At 68.3% G+C, this 17,443-nt stretch carries 14 protein-coding genes; all 14 read right to left on the reverse strand.

The annotated features are described in order from the left end of the window. Nucleotides 1-302: 302 nt before the first annotated feature. Nucleotides 303-1,175, reverse strand: coding sequence for a hypothetical protein (locus IEW87_RS12935; protein ID WP_188712812.1), 873 nt, complete (start codon nt 1,173-1,175; stop codon nt 303-305). A gap of 26 nt (nt 1,176-1,201) precedes the next feature. Then, complete coding sequence (tyrS, locus tag IEW87_RS12940) at nt 1,202-2,503, reverse strand: tyrosine--tRNA ligase (protein ID WP_188712813.1); 1,302 nt, start codon at nt 2,501-2,503, stop codon at nt 1,202-1,204. 11 nt (nt 2,504-2,514) lie between these two features. Then, the gene (gene argH, locus IEW87_RS12945; protein ID WP_188712814.1) at nt 2,515-3,954 is read right to left on the reverse strand and encodes an argininosuccinate lyase; all 1,440 of its coding nucleotides are present in this window, start codon (nt 3,952-3,954) and stop codon (nt 2,515-2,517) included. 39 nt (nt 3,955-3,993) lie between these two features. Further along, nucleotides 3,994-5,016 (reverse strand): heparan-alpha-glucosaminide N-acetyltransferase domain-containing protein, encoded by a 1,023-nt coding sequence (locus IEW87_RS12950; RefSeq protein ID WP_188712815.1) that lies wholly within the window; start codon nt 5,014-5,016, stop codon nt 3,994-3,996. Between the two features lie 14 nt (nt 5,017-5,030). Further along, complete coding sequence (gene argF, locus IEW87_RS12955; protein WP_188712816.1) at nt 5,031-5,954, reverse strand: ornithine carbamoyltransferase; 924 nt, start codon at nt 5,952-5,954, stop codon at nt 5,031-5,033. Next, nucleotides 5,954-7,159 (reverse strand): acetylornithine transaminase, encoded by a 1,206-nt coding sequence (locus IEW87_RS12960; RefSeq protein ID WP_188712817.1) that lies wholly within the window; start codon nt 7,157-7,159, stop codon nt 5,954-5,956. The genes argF and IEW87_RS12960 overlap by 1 nt, the downstream gene beginning before the upstream one ends. Beyond that, nucleotides 7,156-8,061, reverse strand: coding sequence for an acetylglutamate kinase (argB, locus tag IEW87_RS12965; RefSeq protein WP_188712818.1), 906 nt, complete (start codon nt 8,059-8,061; stop codon nt 7,156-7,158). The genes IEW87_RS12960 and argB overlap by 4 nt, the downstream gene beginning before the upstream one ends. Beyond that, on the reverse strand, nt 8,058-9,215 hold the full coding sequence (argJ, locus tag IEW87_RS12970) for a bifunctional glutamate N-acetyltransferase/amino-acid acetyltransferase ArgJ (RefSeq protein WP_188712819.1): 1,158 nt from the start codon (nt 9,213-9,215) through the stop codon (nt 8,058-8,060). Before argJ ends, argB begins: the two co-directional genes overlap by 4 nt. Further along, nucleotides 9,212-10,255 (reverse strand): N-acetyl-gamma-glutamyl-phosphate reductase, encoded by a 1,044-nt coding sequence (argC, locus tag IEW87_RS12975; protein WP_188712820.1) that lies wholly within the window; start codon nt 10,253-10,255, stop codon nt 9,212-9,214. Before argC ends, argJ begins: the two co-directional genes overlap by 4 nt. Before the next feature lie 48 nt (nt 10,256-10,303). After that, nucleotides 10,304-10,432 carry a putative transporter small subunit gene (locus IEW87_RS15115; RefSeq protein ID WP_229731207.1) on the reverse strand — a complete coding sequence of 43 codons (129 nt, stop codon included), beginning with the start codon at nt 10,430-10,432 and terminating at the stop codon, nt 10,304-10,306. Beyond that, complete coding sequence (locus IEW87_RS12980) at nt 10,429-12,054, reverse strand: sodium:solute symporter family protein (RefSeq protein ID WP_188713118.1); 1,626 nt, start codon at nt 12,052-12,054, stop codon at nt 10,429-10,431. The genes IEW87_RS15115 and IEW87_RS12980 overlap by 4 nt, the downstream gene beginning before the upstream one ends. A gap of 412 nt (nt 12,055-12,466) precedes the next feature. Further along, nucleotides 12,467-14,965, reverse strand: a complete 2,499-nt coding sequence (pheT, locus tag IEW87_RS12985; protein WP_188712821.1) for a phenylalanine--tRNA ligase subunit beta — start codon at nt 14,963-14,965, stop codon at nt 12,467-12,469. Next, entirely contained in the window at nt 14,965-16,005 is a 1,041-nt protein-coding gene (pheS, locus tag IEW87_RS12990) for a phenylalanine--tRNA ligase subunit alpha (RefSeq protein WP_188712822.1), read from the reverse strand. The genes pheT and pheS overlap by 1 nt, the downstream gene beginning before the upstream one ends. A gap of 28 nt (nt 16,006-16,033) precedes the next feature. Further along, on the reverse strand, nt 16,034-17,419 hold the full coding sequence (locus IEW87_RS12995; RefSeq protein ID WP_188712823.1) for a hypothetical protein: 1,386 nt from the start codon (nt 17,417-17,419) through the stop codon (nt 16,034-16,036). Nucleotides 17,420-17,443: the final 24 nt, after the last annotated feature.

Consider the following 17,443-nt stretch of genomic DNA (forward strand, 5'->3'; position numbering starts at 1 on the left):
TGAAACTGACCAATAAAAATGTCAACTGACATCAATTGATCCAAAGGAATCTCCATAACCCCAAAAAAGGGCTACAGGGACAAAATTTGGCATTTGACAAGTGCACGCTGTTGAGTTCTCAAAGATCAGACGCACCCAGCCCTCGACAACCAAGCCGAGCCCTCCGGGGCAACTTCTCAATCCTAACCACACCACAACCAACAGTCAAAACAACACGCCGGTCTGTGGAAGGTGAGGATCTGTCGTCGTCATGGGGTGGGGAGCTTCTCAGCTCAACCTCACCGCTTGGCGGCGACAAGTGATTACATTACGCGCCGGAGGAGGCCGGCGCCAATCCAGTCGATCGCCGGGCGTGTCGCCGCCTGGGCGACCGTGTCCGCTCCCCCGTCGAACAAGCTGCCGAGCAACGCGACAGCTCCGATGAGGATCCCCACGAGCACGACGATGAGCACGATGCCACCGATGAGCAGCCCGCGGCCGAGCCGTGCGGCGCCGCCACGCAGACGGTCGTTCTCGAGCAGCTTCTGCACTGCTTCTCGGCGATCGCCGATCGAATCGCCGCGCCCCGTGATGTACCGCATGAGGTCGCTGTCCGCACCGTCGGTGTACTCCGCCATCAGCGCCCGTCGGCCTTCCGGAGTGCGCAGGGCACGTGACGCCTCCAGCAAGCGGGCGGCCTCGGCGTCCTCGACGCCGTATCGTTCCGCGAGGTGACCCGACATGTGCACGCCGAGCTCACGCATCGCGGCCGCACGGCCTTCGTCGGTTGCGAGAGCCCGCACCGAGGCGTCGACACCGGCTGGATCGATATCGAGGCCGGCGCGTTCCGCGTACTCCTCCGACATGTGCACGCCGATGTCGTTCAGCGCCTCGCGGCGACCCTCAGGCGTGGATGCCTGGCGCGCCCACCGTTCCGCAGTCGCCGGTTCGACACCGGCGGGAAGTCGCTCTTCGATCGCGTTCACGGCGCCGTCGGGCATCGACCAGGAGCCGGCAGGAAGTTCTGCGGCATCCGCGGGTGCGTCTGAGGAAACGGCGCGGTCGTCGCTCACGAGCTCCGGCACGTCGCCGGCCCCGTCCGGCCGCGGCGATCCATCGACCGCGTCGAGCGTGGCGTCGCCCGTGACGGATCCCTGCCAGGGCATGCGCTCGGCCCATCCGCTGCTGATGCTCATCCGCGCCTCCTCCGACATCGCCGCCGTCAGGCGATGAACACTCCTGCGAGAGCTTTCTTTCCTCGCCGCAGAACCGACACGTTGCCGGGAAGCGACGCCGGGAGCCGTGCATCGTCGGAGCCCACGCGTTCGCCGTCGACGGAGACGCCCCCCTGCGCGATCGCGCGCCGCGCTTCAGAAACGCTCGCGACGAGTTCCGTCGCGACGAGCGCATCGATCACCGACGTTCCGTCTGCGACCGTCGCGTGGGGAAGTTCCGTCAACGCAGCCGCGAGGGTGCTCGCATCAAGCGATGCGAGATCCCCCTTGCCGAACAGCGCCTCGGACGCCGCGATCGCCTTCGCCGTCGCCTCTTCACCGTGCACCGCCGTCACGACCTCGACAGCCAGCCGCTTCTGCGCCGCACGACGGAAGGGCTCATCCGCCACCAGCCGTTCGTACTCGGCGATCTCTTCGCGCGTCAGGAACGTGAACACCTTCAGGCGATCGACGACGTCGGCATCGGCCGTCCCGAGCCAGAACTGGTAGAACGCGTATGGGCTCGTCATCTCCGCGTCGATCCAGATTGCGTTGCCCTCGCTCTTGCCGAACTTGGTGCCGTCGCTGTTCGTGATGAGCGGGGTCCCGAACGCGTGGGCGGAGACGCCCTCGACGCGGTGGATCAGGTCGGTGCCGCTCGTGAGATTGCCCCACTGATCGGACCCGCCCGTCTGCAGCACGCAGCCGTACTGCCGGTACAGCTCGAGGAAGTCGAGCCCCTGCAGGATCTGGTAGCTGAACTCCGTGTAACTGATGCCCGCATCGGAGTTGAGGCGCGCGCTCACCGCGTCCTTCTTGATCATCGTGCCGACACGGAAGTGCTTGCCGATCTCCCGCAGAAAATCGATCGCCGACAGCGGTGCCGTCCAGTCGAGGTTGTTGACCATGCGCGCGGCGTTTTCCCCCTCGAAGCTGAGGTACTGCTCGACCTGACCGCGGAGCTGGTCGACCCACTCCGCGACGGTCTCGCGCGTGTTGAGCGTGCGTTCCGCCGTCGGACGCGGATCTCCGATGAGGCCGGTGGATCCGCCGACGAGGCCGAGCGGACGGTGACCGGCCAACTGGATCCGGCGCATCGTCAGCAGCTGCACGAGATGGCCGAGGTGCAGGCTCGGAGCCGTCGGGTCGAACCCGCAGTAATAGGCGATCGGATCCCCGTCGAGCAGCTCGCGGAGGGCGTCCTCGTCCGTCGAGACGTGGACGAGCCCGCGCCAGCGGAGCTCATCCCAGAGTGTGTCGAAGCTGTCGTCGAGCCGCTGTGGCGCGACGGAGATCGCGGGGGTCGTCATAGGAGATGATCCTACTGACGTTCGACGGCCGCGAACGCCTGCTGGGCGCGTTCGATGAGCTCGGCGCGCTGCTCGGCCACTCGATCGGGTGCCGTGCCGCCCGCTCCGGCGCGCGACGCGACGGATCCCTCGATCGACAGCACACTGCGCACGCCGGGCGTCAGGTGATCACTGACGGACGCCAGCAGCGCGTCGTCAGCGTCCTCGAGCCCGATGCCGCGTTCCTCGCACGCGCGAACGAGGGATCCGGAGATCTCGTGCGCGTCCCGGAACGGGACGCCCTGCTTCACGAGCCACTCCGCGACGTCGGTCGCGAGGGAGAATCCCTCGGGTGCCTGCGCCGCCATGCGCTCGGTGTGGAACACGAGGGTCTGGATCATCCCGGTGAATGCGGGCAGGACAACCTCGAGGGTGTCGACGGAGTCGAAGATCGGCTCCTTGTCCTCCTGCAGATCACGGTTGTACGCAAGCGGGAGCGCCTTGAGCGTCGCGAGCAGCCCGGTGAGGTTGCCGATGAGTCGCCCGGCTTTGCCGCGCGCGAGCTCCGCGATGTCCGGGTTCTTCTTCTGCGGCATGATGCTGGAGCCGGTCGAGTAGCCGTCGTCGAGCGTGACGAAGTCGAACTCCCGCGTGTTCCAGACGATGATCTCCTCGGCCAGTCGGGAGATGTCGATGCCGATCTGAGCGGCGATGAACGCGAATTCCGCGACGACGTCGCGTGCCGCGGTGGCGTCCATCGAGTTCTCGGCGGGCCGGTCGAGCCCGAGCTCCTGCGCGACGAGCGCGGGGTCGAGTCCGAGCGTGGACCCCGCGAGCGCTCCCCCGCCGTATGGCGAGACACCCGCGCGCACGCGCCAGTCGCGCAGGCGCTCGAGGTCACGCACGAGCGGCCACGCGTGCGCCTGGAGGTGGTGCGCAAGCAGCACGGGCTGCGCGTGCTGGAGGTGGGTGCGACCCGGCAGGATCGCGGCGGCGTTCGCCTCCGCCTGTGCGACGAGCGCATCGACGAGCTGGAGCACCTCGCGTGCGATGACACTCGCGTGATCGAGGAGGTACATCCGCACGAACGTCGCGATCTGGTCGTTCCGGCTGCGCCCCGCACGGAGACGGCCGCCCAGCTCGGATCCGACCTCGTCGAGCAGCATCTGCTCAAGCGCGCCGTGAACGTCCTCATCCCCGGGACGGGGGGACAACTCGCCCGATCGCACCTTCTCCGCGAGCCGGTCCAGACCCGCGTGCATGGCGGCGGCATCGTCAGCGGAAAGGTAGCCAGCGGCCTCGAGCGCAGTCGCGTGCGCGTGCGATCCGCGGATGTCGTAGAGCGCGAGCCGCCAGTCGAAGTGCGTCGAGCGGCTCAGCGCCTCCAGAGCCGCACTCGGGCCGGACGCGAACCGCCCGCCCCACAGTGCGCCTTCGTTCGTTCCGTGCGGCGTCGTCGGATCCTCAGTCACCCGTCCAGCCTAACGGCGCGCGTACCGCAGCAGCGACCGTTACCGGCCCCGCACGACCGCGTGCGTGATTCCGCGCACCGCCCACTCAAGCGGCCCGCGGCCGATCACGACCGCCCACAGTGAGCAGCCGATGATCGTCGCGATCGTCAGCACCCAGAACACCCCGACTCCGCGGAAATCGAACATCGCCATCTCCGGCGCGGGCTGCATCAGCGCCCACACGCCCCAGGCGACAAGCTGCGCCGCGTATGCGGTCAACGGCATGGACCCGACTGCGCGCAGCGGCCAGACGACCCACGACACGACGGTGCGACACAGGAGCACGCACGCGCAGATCGCGGCGATCGCGAGGCCGCCGGAGCCCAGCATCTCCCCGATGCCCGTCTCGTGCGGCACGGCGGTGAATGCCGGATGCGTCACGCGGCCGAGGACGGCGAACCCGACGGCCGAGACGATGCCACCGCCGAGCCCCATGGCGGCGACGCGGCGGGGCGAGGCGAACCCGATCCGCGACACCGCGAGACCGGCTGCGACGAACGCGATCCACGCGATGAACGGGTAGTGCCATCCGATGAGCGCAGAGACGACCTCCCCGCCGTCCGTCGACCAGAAGGGCGACGCGTTGATCGTTCGCACGAGGAAGGGCGCCGCGACGGCGACGACGCCGGCGAGGATCAGCAGCGCGGCCGGCCGCAGCGCGATCAGCGGCAGCGCCAGGAGAAACAGGATCGCATAGGCGGGAAGGATCACGTAGACGGGCGTCGGCAGGATCCAGAGCGCGATACCGAGAGCGAAGATCACCGCGGCGCGCACGGCGATCCGGGCACGCTCCCGCGCGCGCGGCGCACCGAGGCGGGGCGCGGATCCGCCTGTGACGAGGCCGAGCGAGACGCCCGCGAGCGTCGCGAACAGGATCGACGAGTTGCCGTTGACGACGGCCGCCCAGCTCGACGGATCCGACCAGGACAGCGCCGTCGGCGTCGCGAGCGTGTGCGCGGCGAACATGCCGAGCACGGCCAGCCCCCGAGCGAGGTCGATACCGGGTTCGCGCCTCGGAAGCATGGCTCGCGTCCCGGCTACCCCTGGCGCAGCAGCCAGACGAGCAGCGCTTTCTGGGCGTGCAAGCGGTTCTCTGCCTCGTCCCAGATCACGCTCTGCGGTCCGTCGATCACCGCACTATCGACCTCGTAGCCGCGATCCGCGGGCAGACAGTGGATGAAGATCGCATCGTCCTTCGCCCGCGCCATGAGCTCGGAGGTGACCTTATAGCCGCCGAGCTCGAGCAAGCGCTGCGCCTTCTCCTCTTCCTTGCCCATCGAGACCCAGGTGTCGGTGACCACGACGTCCGCGCCGACTGCTGCCTCGTCGACGTCGCCCGTGAGACTCAGCGATCCGCCCGTCTCCGCGGCGATCCGGTGGGCGTCGGCCACGATGTCTTCGCGCGGGCGGTACCCCTCGGGGCTCACGACGCGCACATGCATCCCCGCCATGACACCGGCGAGCACGTAGGAGTGCGCCATGTTGGAGCCGCCGTCGCCGTAGAAACTCATCGTCAGGCCGGCGGTGCGCCCCTTGTGCTCACGGATCGTCAGCAGGTCGGCCAGCAGCTGGCAGGGGTGGAAGTCGTCGCTCAGCGCGTTGACGACGGGGACCTGCGTCCCCTCGGCCATCTGCTCGAGCCCCGCCTGCGCGTACGTGCGCCACACGATGGCCGACACCTGCCGCTCCAGCACGCGCGCCGTATCGGCCGGAGTCTCCTTGCCGCCGAGCTGACTCGACGCCGTCGTGATGATCAGCGGCGACCCGCCCAGATCGGCGATGCCGACCGCGAACGAGACGCGCGTCCGCGTGGAGGACTTATCGAAGATGACCGCGACCGTCTGCGGACCCTCGAGCGGCTTCTGCGCCCAACGATCCTTCTTCAGCTCCGCGGCGAGGTCGAGGATCTCGGCCTGCTCGGCCGGGGTGATGCTGTCGTCGCGTAGGAAATGGCGCGTCATTACGGCTCCGTCGAGGTCGGGGTGCGGTCGGCGACGGCGGCGAGCGCCTGGCCGAAGAGGTCGAAGAACTCGCGGACCTCTTCGTCGCCGAGCGTGTACGCGGGTGCGAGACGGATCACGTCGGGCGCGGGAGCATTGACGATCAGGCCGCGCGCGAACGCCTCGCCGGCGACGTCAGCCGCCACCGGCTCGGTGAGTTCGATGCCGATGAGGAGGCCGCGCCCGCGCGTCGAGCGGACGAGTGGGAGGTCGGCGACGCCCGCACGCAGCTCGGATCCGCGGGCGGTGACGTTGTCGAGGATCCGCTCGCGCTCGATGTGATCCAGCACGGCGTTCGCCACCGCGCTCGCGAGCGGGTTGCCGCCGAACGTGCTGTTGTGCGTTCCCGGGAAGAACAGCTCGCTCGCCCTCCCGAAGGTGATCATTCCGCCGAGGGGGAAGCCCGCGGCGATCGACTTCGCGAAGGTCACCGCGTCGGGCGTGATGCCCTCCGTCTGGAAGGCGAACCAATCGCCGGTGCGCCCGGATCCGGTCTGTACCTCGTCGAGGATCAGCAGCGCGTCGTGCTCGTCCGCGAGCGCGCGCGCCCGAGCGAGGTAACCGTCCGGCAGCGGGACGACGCCCGCCTCGCCCTGGATCGGCTCGGCGAACAGCGCAGCGACGCCGCCCGCGGCGAACGCCTCTTCGAGCGCCTCGATCGTCGGGTCGATCGCCTTCGTTCCCGACATCATCGGGGCGAACGGATCCTGGTAGGCGGCCTTCGGCGTGATCGCGAGCGCGCCCATGGACCGACCATGAAACGCGCCGTTGAGGCACAGGATGGTCTCGGCGCCCGTGGCGTTGCCATGCAGACGCGCGAGCTTGATCGCCGTCTCGTTCGCTTCCGTGCCCGAATTCGCGAGGAAGACACGTCCATCCTCGCCCGTCCCGGCGAGACGTTTCAGGCGCGCGGCGAGCTCCAGCTGCTGCGGCGAGGCGAAGAAATTCGATACGTGCACGAGGCGGCCGGCCTGCTGCGTGACGGCGTCGACGAAGACCGGGTGTGCGTGGCCGAGGCAGTTGACGGCGATGCCGCCGAGGAAATCGAGGTAGCGCGTGCCGTCGACATCCCAGACGTGCGATCCGCGGCCGCGCTCGAGGTTCGCCAGTCGCCCACCGAGGCTCATCAGGTCGCGCCCCGCCGCATCCTTCCAGTCGTGACTCATGCTGCCGTGACCTCCGTTCCGATGCCGTTGCTGGTGAAGAGTTCGACAAGGACCGAGTGGGGCACTCGGCCGTCGATGATGGACGCCTTCTGCACGCCGTCTTCGATCGCGTCGAGGCACGCCTGCATCTTCGGGATCATGCCCGCCTCGAGCTTCGGGAGCAGCGTGCGCAGCTCGGCGGACGTCAGGTGCGAGACGAGCGAATCGCGATTCGGCCAGTCGGCGTAGAGGCCGGGCACATCCGTGAGGATGACGAGCTTCTTCGCGCCGAGCGCGCGCGCGAGGGCCGAAGCGGCCGCATCCGCGTTGATGTTGAGCGTGTGTCCGGGGTTGTCGAGATCTGGCGCGACTCCGGCGACGACAGGGATCCGGTCGGCGCGCAGGTGGTCGAGCACGGGCTTCGGATCCACGCGCTCCACATTGCCGACGCGCCCGAGGCTCTCCTCACGCCCCTCGATCACCACGCCGCGGCGTCGACCGCCGAACAGCGCTGCGTCCTCGCCGGACAGCCCCACCGCGAACGGGCCGTGCGAGTTGATCTTGGCGACGAGCTGCGGGTTGATCTGGCCCGTCAGGACCATGCGCACGACGCTGATGGCCTCGGTCGAGGTCACGCGGTAGCCGCCCTTGAACTCGCTCGGGATCGCGAGCCGGTCGAGCATGTTCGAGATCTGCGGGCCGCCGCCGTGCACGACCACGGGCTTGATGCCGACATAGCGCAGGTACGCGATGTCTTCCGCGAACGCGTCCTGCAGCTCCTCGGAGATCATCGCGTTGCCGCCGTACTTGACGACGACGATCTCGTCTCGGTACTGCTTCAGCCACGGGAGCGATTCGATGAGCGTCGAGGCCTTGAACTCGGCCTCTTCCGCACTCGTCTGCTGCAGGTCGATCGGTGTCATGAGGAATAGGCGCTGTTCTCGTGGACGTAGGCGTGCGTCAGGTCGTTGGTCATGATCGTCGCTTCAGCGTCGCCCGTGCGCAGATCGATCTCGATGTCGGTACGGCGCGGCGTCAGGTCCACGTCTTCGCGCGGCCGGTCCGGGCCGCCCTTCGTGCACACGCGCACGCCGTTCATCGTGACATCGACGTCGTACGGGTCGAACTCCGCATCCGTCGTGCCGATCGCCGCGAGCACCCGCCCCCAGTTAGCGTCGTTGCCGAAGATGGCCGTCTTGAAGAGACTGTTGCGCGCGACCGAGCGGCCGACCGTGACGGCGTCGTCCTCGTTCGCCGCGCCGATGACGCGGATCAGGATGTCGTGGCTTGCGCCCTCGGCATCGCCCATCAGCTGCTCTGCGAGCGAGAGACACACTTCGCTCAGCGCGGCACCAAACGAGGCCGGGTCCGGGCGTACGCCGCTCGCGCCGCTCGCCAGCAGCGTGACCTGGTCGTTCGTCGACATCGCGCCGTCGGAGTCGAGGCGATCGAAGCTGACCCGCGTCGCGTCACGGAGATACTGGTTCGCCTCGTCAGCCGAGATCTCGGCGTCGGTCGTGATGACGACGAGCATCGTCGCGAGGCCGGGCGCCAGCATTCCCGCGCCCTTCGCCATGCCGCCGACGGTCCAGCCGTCCCGCGACACGGTCGCGATCTTCGGCACGGTGTCCGTCGTCATGATCGCGTGCGCTGCCTCGTCGCCACCACGCTCGGAGAGCTCGGCTGCGGCGCGCGTCGCGCCGTCGAGGACGCGGCTGCGGAAGGTCGCATCGCCGGTGCCGATCAGACCGGTCGAGCAGACGAGGACATCACCCGCTCCGACGCCGAGGGAGCGCGCGACCTGCTCGGCCGTGTGGTGCACGGTCTCGAATCCGAACGACCCGGTGAAGCAGTTGGCGCCGCCGGAGTTCAGGACGATCGCCTCGACGACGCCGTCCGCGACGACCTGCTGCGACCAGATGATCGGGTTGGCCTTCGCGCGGTTGGTCGTGAAGACGGCTGCGCCGACCTTCTGCGGTCCGCCGTTAACGATGAGTGCGACGTCGGGTTTGCCGGTGCTCTTGAGTCCCGCTGCGACGCCGGCCGCGGTGAATCCGGCCGCTGCCGTGACGCTCACGGGGCGACCCCGTCCACGGGGAGGGCCGTCGCCTCGTCCAGGCCCAGCGCGATGTTCATCGACTGGATGGCGGCTCCCGCCGTGCCCTTCGCGAGGTTATCGACGGCGGTCACGACGACCACGCGGTTCGCCGAACGGTCGATCGCGAGGCCCATCAGTGCCGTGTTCGCGCCCGTCACATCGACGGTGCGCGGAAAGCGTCCTTCGGGCAGAAGCTGCACGAACGGCTCGTTCGCGTACGCGGTCTCCCACGCGTCGCGCACCTCGGCGTCGGTCACACCCTCCGCCATCGGCGCGGAAGTCGTCGCGAGAATCCCGCGCGCCATCGGCACGAGCACCGGCGTGAACGACACGCGCGGGTCGGAAGCACCCGCCGCGCGCAGGGCCTGCTGGATCTCAGGGATGTGACGGTGCGTTCCGCCGACCGCATACGGTGTCGCGGATCCCATCAGCTCGGCGCCGAGAAGGTGCGGCTTGACCGCTTTGCCCGCGCCGGACGGGCCGACCGCCAGCACGGTGACGATATCGGTCGCATCGACGACGCCCGCGGCGACGCCGGGCGCCATGCTCAGCGACACCGTAGAGGCGTTGCACCCCGGCGCCGCGATGCGCGTCGCGCTGGCGAGGCGCTCGCGCTGCTTGCTCCCGTCGACGAGCAGCTCGGGCACGCCGTACGTCCACGGCTCATGGAACAATCCGCCGTAGAACGCGTTCCAGTCGTCTTCCGAGGTGAGCCGGTGGTCGGCGCCCGCGTCGATGATCAGCGAGGCGCCGCCGAGCGCATCCGTGTACTGGCCCGACTGCCCATGCGGCAGCGCGAGGAACACGATGTCGTGGCCCGCGAGCACCTCGGGTGTCGTGGGCTGCAGGGTGAGGTGCCGCAGCGAACGCAGGTGTGGCTGGTGATCGACGAGCGCATCGCCCGCGCTCGAATGTGCCGTGACCGTGCGGATCTCGACATCAGGGTGGCGCGCGAGCAAGCGGAGGATCTCGCCGCCCGCATAGCCGGAGGCGCCGGACACGGCGACCGAATACGTCATGGGGTCTACTCTATTGCGTCGTGGCTGGTCGACCGTGTCCGGCATCCGTCAGATGATCTGCTTCCCTCGCTCACGCGCGGTCCGGGCGTCCTTCACGAACGCTCGGATGAGCACGGCGAGGGTGCCGGCCACGATGACCGGCCACACGAGCACGTACAGGGTGAGCGCGATGGTCATCGCGTGACTCCTTCCTTCGTCTCCTGCTCTTCATGCGCGGGGTCGAAGTCACCCGTGCGGACCTTGATGAGCGAGAAGTCAAACGACTTCGAGGTGTTGAACATCGTGATCGCGACGCAGACGATCGTGCTGACCGCATAGGCGATCAGTGAGCCCGACAGCACGGAATACTGGTGCAGGAATCCGATGGCGAACGGTGCGCTCGCCAACGTCGCGACTGTTCCGATGATCAGACCGGCGCGACGCCCGAGGAAGCCGAAGGCCATGAGGCCGAGCACAACTCCGACGCCGACGGTCGACAGCACGTCGCTCGTAATCGCGATTGCCCCCGTCATCGGGATCCATTCGAAGCGCACCGGGATGAATGCCACAAGCGCGACGAGCACGGAGACGGTGAACGCGACGTTCGTGACGCGCTTCCAGTAGAAGCTCGAGATCACGGGGAAAACGAGCGCGCCCCACAGTGCGCCGACGAACACGAGCAGATCGAGAATGCTGAACTGGATCGATGCGAAGCCGAGTGCGGCGACGACCGCCACGACCATCGTGACGCGACCGACGAATAGCATGACCTTCGGGTTCGCGTTGCGCTTCCCCGCGACGTTCTGACCGTAGACGTCTGCCATCATGATCGACGACAGGGCCGTCAGATCGGAGTCGGCGGTCGACGAGAGCGATCCGATGATCATCACGAAGAACACGCAGATCAGCACCGGGCCCAGGTAGGTCGCGGCCATCTGCGGGATCAGGTTGTTGACGTCGCCGCCCAGCGGCTCGATCCCCGCGTACAGCGCGATCACGCCGAGCATACCGACGCCGATAATGGTCGCGCCGTAGCCGACGGTCGCCGTGACGAAGGTCTTCTTGATCAGGTCCTCACGCACCGCGAACAGGCGCTGCGCAATCGTCTGGTTGCCGATCGCATAGGCGAGAACAGCGGCGATGTACGGAGCGCCCTGCTCGAAGAACGCCTTCGAGGAGAAGAAGTTCCCCTGCTCCGGCGTGAGGTTGTCGGCACCCGCCTCGAAGAGCCCGGGACCGCCGGCCGCGAAGAACACGACGGGCACGATGATGACGACAGCGCCGAGCATCGCGATGACCTGCGCGAAGTCGGTCAGCACCGATGCGCGGAAGCCGCTCCACAGCGTGTACAGGAGCACGCCCGCGCCGATCGCGAGGATCCCCTGCGTGAAGGTGAACGGCGACAGCAGCGAGATGAGAGCGCCGCCCGCGATGAGGTTCGACGTCAAGCTGATGACGCTGCCGAGAACGTTCGATCCGGCGAGCATGAGCTGACTGGAACGACCGTGACGAGCGAACATCACCTCGGCGATCGTGTGCGCGCGCGGTGCCACCTTGCGGATGCGGCGACCGAACGGGTAGATCAGGAGGATCATCAGGGCTCCCCAGAGCCCATAGTGGATCGGTCCGGAGATGCCGAACTGGTAGCCGGAGGTTGCGGACGCGTACATCGACGACGCCCAGATCCAGGTGGCGGTCATCGAGGCCGCCGAGATGCCGAAGCCGATCTTTCCGCCGCCGGTCATGTATCCGTCGGCGTTCTCGCGTTTGCGGGAGATGCGCGTCGACATGTAGAAGCTGCCGCCGTAGAAGGCCAGCATGAGGATGACCACGACGGGCCATGCGATCTGTTGAAGTTCGCCCACGAAGGCGTTCCCTTTCTCGAGTCGCGCGAGCTCGTCGCGCAGGAGGATGAGTACGAACCTGGGCCACTGCTGCGGTCACAACGCCGGCGAACAGCCCGGGGTGCAGCTCCTTTCCGGCATGGTTCAGTCACTGCTGCGCACAGAGGCACAGCGGTGCGAGGGGATCCTCACGCGAGGCGATTCGAGCCGTCTGTGACACGGCGATCGCGGCCGGAGGAACGAAGCCGTCGTTCCACTCCTGCCCTCGCGCTGATGCGCGAGCACCACACCACCCTAGCAAATGGATGGTTTTTCACTGAACCTTAGCTGTGCGTGCACGGAACGGACGCCCGGGGGCGTGCCCCGGGCGTCCGTTCCGTCGTCGCCGTCAGTCGCGGATCCGTGCTCCGAAGCGCTGCTCAGCGACCGCGACACCCGCCATCTTCGCCTCCGTGGCCTCCGCAGCGGTGAGCGTGCGATCCTCGGCGCGGAATCGGAGCGCGAACGTGAGCGACTTCTGCCCCTCATCCAGGCCCTGGCCGCGGTAATCGTCGACGAGGCGTACCTGCTCCAGGAGATCCCCTGCGCCCTGCACGAGCGCGGCGCGCACGTCGGCCGCCGGGAGCTCCGCGGGCACCACGACCGACACGTCCTGCGTCGCGGCCGGGTACGTCGACAGCGGTCCCGCGGTCACGCGGCTCGGTGCGAGGGCGATGGCGCGATCGAGGTCGAGTTCCGCGATGGCGACGCGTCCGACGAGGTCGGCCTCGCCCGCGACGTCGGGGTGGAGTTCGCCGACGTACCCGACGTCCTCCCCCGCGACTGTCAGCATGCCCGCACGGCCGGGGTGAAGAGCGACGCGCTGCGTCTGCGCGACGTCGATGGTAACGCCCACCGCCGCGCCGATGACGCGAATCGCGTCGAGCGCAGACGCGAGGCCCGCGGCCTCCGCGGGTCGTCCCGGCTGCTTTGGAGAGACGTCGCCGGCGAACAGCACGGCCACGTGACGCGGCTGCGGCGGAATTGACGCGTGGATCCGGTCGAGGTCGTCATCCGAGGGACGCGCCGCGCGCGGCGGGTTGAAGTCCGTCCCGTAGGTCACGCCGTCCTCGGGGAGGAACACCGCGCCCGTCTCGAAGAGCGACAGGTCGGTCACACCGCGCGCCAGGTTGCGGTGCGCGGTGGCGACGAGCCCCGGGATCAGCGAGCGCCGCAGGAACGGCGCGGTCTGGTCGAGCGCATTCGCGATGCGCACCGCGGGCGCGCCGTCACCGGAGGCCGAACCGTACAGCGCGTTCGACTGCTCATCGACGAACGGGAAGGAAATGGTCTCGACGAGACCCGCGGCGGCAAGCGCATCCGCGACGCGGCGGCGAGCCTGTTGCGCGCGCGTGTAGCCGCGGCCGGAGGGCGGAGTCGGCAGGATCGACGGAACCTTGTCCAGACCGTCGACGCGCGCGATCTCCTCCGCGAGGCTCCACTTATCGACGATGTCGGGGCGCCACGAAGGCGGCGTGACCGCGAAGCCTGTCTCGGTGCGGGCCACGCCGCATCCGATCTGCTCGAGGATCCGCTGCTGCAGGTCGGCGTCGTAGGGGACGCCGATGAGGTCAGCGGCGAACGTTTCCGGGAGCGCGATGCTCAGCGGTTCGTACGCGTACGTGAGGTCGGTGCCGACCGTGCCGGCGGTGCCGCCCGCGAGCTCGACCATCAGGTCGACCACACGCTGAGCGGCTGCGTGCGCGACCAACGGATCCACGCCCCGTTCGAATCGCTTGGAGGCCTCGCTCGGGAGGCGATGACGTCGCGCCGTGCGCGCGATCGACACGGATTCGAACGCGGCCGCCTCGACGACGACGTTCGTCGTGTCGTCGCCCAGCTCCGTCGTGGATCCTCCCATGACTCCCGCGAGACCGATCGGCCCCGAGTCGTCGGTGATGAGCAGGTCCTCGGCACTGAGCGTGCGCTCGACGCCATCGAGGGTCGTGAGCTTCTCCGCCTCCGCCGCGCGCCGGACCGTGATCCCCCCGGTGAGGCGGTCGGCGTCGTAGCCGTGGATCGGATTGCCGAGTTCGAGCATCACGTAGTTGGTGATGTCGATGAGCACGCCGAGCGGTCGAATGCCCGCCAGCAGGAGGCGTGAGCGCATCCAGGTCGGGGTCGGGCGCGATGGGTCCACGCCGTTGACCGTCCGCACGACGAACTGCGTGACGCCCTGCTGTCCCCGGATCGGGTTGTCGTCGGCGATGGTCAGCGCGAACCCGGATCCTGGCGCAACCTCAGCCGGCTCGCGCATGCCCGGATCCGCGAATGCCGCGCCGGTCGAGAGCGCGTACTCCCGCGCGAGGCCTCGAATGGACAGCGCGTAGCCGCGGTCGGGCGTGACGTTGACATCGACCGCGACGTCGTCGACGCCGAGCAGCGCGATCGCATCCGTACCGACCTCGGGATCGAGGCCCCATTCGGCCAGCCGGATGATGCCGTCGTGGTCGTCGCCGAGGCCGAGCTCTTTCACCGACGCGATCATGCCGTCGGACACGTGTCCGTACGTCTTCCGCGCGGAGATGGGGAACGGTCCCGGCAGCACCGCGCCGGGGAGGCTCACGACGACCTTGTCGCCCGGGAGGAAGTTCTGTGCACCGCAGATGATGCCGCGCGGCTCCGACTCACCGACGTCGACCTGGCACCAGCGGATGACCTTGCCGTTCTTCTGCGGCTCGGCGTCGAATGACTCGACCCGCCCGACGACGACCGGTCCGGTCACGTCGAAGCCGATCAGGTCTTCCTCCTCGAAGCCGACGGCCACGAGCGACGCGTACACGTCGTCCGGCGTCGCATCCGCAGGAACCTCGACGAACTCACGCAGCCACGAAAGGGGGACGCGCATCAGACCACCATCCCGAACTGCTCGCTGAAGCGGACATCGCCCTCGGCCATGTCGCGCATGTCCTGCACGTCGCTCCGGAACATCAGCGCGCGCTCGATCCCGATCCCGAAAGCGAACCCGCTGTACACCTCGGGGTCGATGCCCGCGGCACGAAGCACATTGGGGTTAACCATGCCGCAGCCGCCCCATTCGATCCATCGGGCGCCGCCGGAGAACGTCGGATGCCACAGATCGAATTCGGCGCTCGGCTCGGTGAACGGGAAGTGGTTGATGCGCAGGCGGGTCTCCGCCGCGTCGCCGAACAGCTGCTTGGCGACGTGATCGAGCGCGCCCTTGAGGTGCGCCATCGTGATGCCCTTGTCGACGACGAGCCCCTCGGCCTGCGTGAAGACGGGCAGGTGCGTCGCGTCAAACTCGTCGGTGCGGGCAACCTTGCCGGGCGAGAGGATGTAGATCGGCACGTCGCGTTCGAGCATCGTGCGCATCTGCACGGGGCTCGTCTGAGTGCGCATCACGAGGTGACGTTCGGGCGGATCCACGAAGAACGTGTCCTGCTCCTGGCGCGCGGGGTGATCCTCGTCCAGGTTCAGGGAGTCGAAGTTGAACCACTCGTGCTCGAGTTCCGGTCCGTCGGCGATCTCCCACCCCATCCCGACGAAGAGGTCGGCGATGCGCTCCTGCATGAGCGCCACGGGGTGGCGCGCACCGGTGCGCGTACGCTGGGGAATCGCCGTGATGTCGAGGCGCTCGGCCTCGAGACGCGCCGCGTCCTCCGCGCTCTTCAGGGTCTCTTCGCGCGCCTGGAACGCCTGAGCGACGCGGCCACGCGCCTGTCCCACAATCTTGCCGAATTCCGCCTTGCGGTCCTTCGGCACGTGGCGCATCTGCGCGTTCAACGCGGCGAGCGCGCTGCCGTCGCCCTGGTGCGCGGAGCGCGCCTTCTTCAGCGCGGCCGTATCGGGGGCATCGGCGGCCGCAGCGAGGGCGTCCGCGACGGCGGCGTCCACTCGCTCGGGAGTGATCTCGGGTACGTCAGACACGAGAGACAAGTCTACCGGGAGGACCCGCTCATCCCCGCGGCGCGAAGAACGCGACGCCCTCGTACGCCCAGTTGGGGTCGTTCGTCCGCAGTCGATTCGCCTCGGTGACGTTGGCTGTGTAGAAGTGCTTGCCGAACTTCGTGCTCCAGAAGCGGTGCACCGGCGCTGTGCCGGACGGTCCCGACGCCGCGCAGAACCCCACGCCCTCATACGCCCAGTTGCGGTCACCCGTGCGCACCTGCTGCGCCTCGGACGCGTCCGCCGTATAGAAGTGTGACGCGAACTTCGACGACCAGAACCGGTGGACGCCGACCGACCCGGCGCGGCAGGATCCGTTCGACGCGGTCCACACGCGGAAGTCGCGCCCCTCGTACGTCCAGTTCCGGTCTGTCCGGCGCAGGGTGTTCGCCTCGGCGTCGTTCACGGTGTAGAAGTGCGCGTTGTCGAACTTCGCGCTCCAGAAGCGGTGCACCGCCACGCTGTCACGCGGATCGGCCTTCCCGCCGCCTCCCCCGCCCTGCGTCGAGCCGAACCAGTCGGTGAAGTAGTTATAGAAGTTTCGGTTACCGTACGCCGAACATCCATCACCGGTGCCGTAGCCCGCGTTGAGGGCCGCACGGTTCGGCTGGTACGGCGTGTAGTAATACAGCGCGGCGGTGGCGTTGTTCCGGATCGTGACGGGACCGGATCCGCAGGCCGCGTTCGGGTGCCAGCGCACCTGCGAGGTCTTGCCTACGGGGTACCAGCTGAAGTAGGGATCCTTGGTGTACCGCTGCAACTGCTTCGCCGCCATGTACACCTGGTTCTGGAACCCGAAGTACTGCGAGTCGCACGCCGCGCCGTCCGGGCAGCCGAAGCCCATCGCGATGTCGTATCGCCAGTCGCTCGGCCACGTGTGCGTCACGAGACCCTGCTCCTTCTGCAGGGTCACCAGCAGCACGCGCTCGCTGACCTGGCACGCCTTCGACACCTTCGAGATGATCTGCGCCGCCGTGTCCCTCGCCGCGCCGCGGTACGTGCCGCCGCAGTAAGCGTTCGCCGGCTTCGTCGCCGTGCGCATCGCGAAGTCCTTGAGGCACGTGTAGTTGGGGTCGCACCTGGCGACCTTCCCGTTGAGGAACCGCTGGATCGCGTCCGCCGACATCGTGCCGGAGCGGTACATCGTCTTGTCGTTGATGATGTTGCCGGGGTCGAAGCCCTTCAGCGTCGCGGGCTGCACGCCCGGCATCGTCTGCGCGTACCCGCCAGGGTCGGCCTCGTCCTCGGTCGTCGACCCGAGATAGTCGCCGTTCTCCGGCAGCGGGATCTCGTCGACTGGCGGCGTCGACTCCGCGGCCGACGCCGAGGCAGGCAGGAAAGCGACGGCGAGAGCACCGACGGCGAGGAGGGCGAACGCGAGGCGTTTCAGGGACATGCGAGGCAGCGCAGCGGGCACGGC

The sequence above is a fragment of the Microbacterium faecale genome, assembly GCF_014640975.1.
GTDB classification, from domain to species: Bacteria; Actinomycetota; Actinomycetes; order Actinomycetales; family Microbacteriaceae; genus Microbacterium; species Microbacterium faecale.

What these genes read in the sequence shown, in the direction of transcription:
- IEW87_RS12935 (WP_188712812.1), bottom strand. Translation starts at nt 1,175, where the DNA reads ATGAGCATCAGCAGCGGATGGGCCGAGCGCATGCCCTGGCAGGGATCC.
- tyrS (WP_188712813.1), bottom strand. Translation starts at nt 2,503, where the DNA reads ATGACGACCCCCGCGATCTCCGTCGCGCCACAGCGGCTCGACGACAGC.
- IEW87_RS12950 (WP_188712815.1), bottom strand. Translation starts at nt 5,016, where the DNA reads ATGCTTCCGAGGCGCGAACCCGGTATCGACCTCGCTCGGGGGCTGGCC.
- argF (WP_188712816.1), bottom strand. Translation starts at nt 5,954, where the DNA reads ATGACGCGCCATTTCCTACGCGACGACAGCATCACCCCGGCCGAGCAG.
- IEW87_RS12960 (WP_188712817.1), bottom strand. Translation starts at nt 7,159, where the DNA reads ATGAGTCACGACTGGAAGGATGCGGCGGGGCGCGACCTGATGAGCCTC.
- argB (WP_188712818.1), bottom strand. Translation starts at nt 8,061, where the DNA reads ATGACACCGATCGACCTGCAGCAGACGAGTGCGGAAGAGGCCGAGTTC.
- argC (WP_188712820.1), bottom strand. Translation starts at nt 10,255, where the DNA reads ATGACGTATTCGGTCGCCGTGTCCGGCGCCTCCGGCTATGCGGGCGGC.
- IEW87_RS15115 (WP_229731207.1), bottom strand. Translation starts at nt 10,432, where the DNA reads ATGACCATCGCGCTCACCCTGTACGTGCTCGTGTGGCCGGTCATCGTG.
- IEW87_RS12980 (WP_188713118.1), bottom strand. Translation starts at nt 12,054, where the DNA reads ATGCTGGCCTTCTACGGCGGCAGCTTCTACATGTCGACGCGCATCTCC.
- pheT (WP_188712821.1), bottom strand. Translation starts at nt 14,965, where the DNA reads ATGCGCGTCCCCCTTTCGTGGCTGCGTGAGTTCGTCGAGGTTCCTGCG.
- IEW87_RS12995 (WP_188712823.1), bottom strand. Translation starts at nt 17,419, where the DNA reads ATGTCCCTGAAACGCCTCGCGTTCGCCCTCCTCGCCGTCGGTGCTCTC.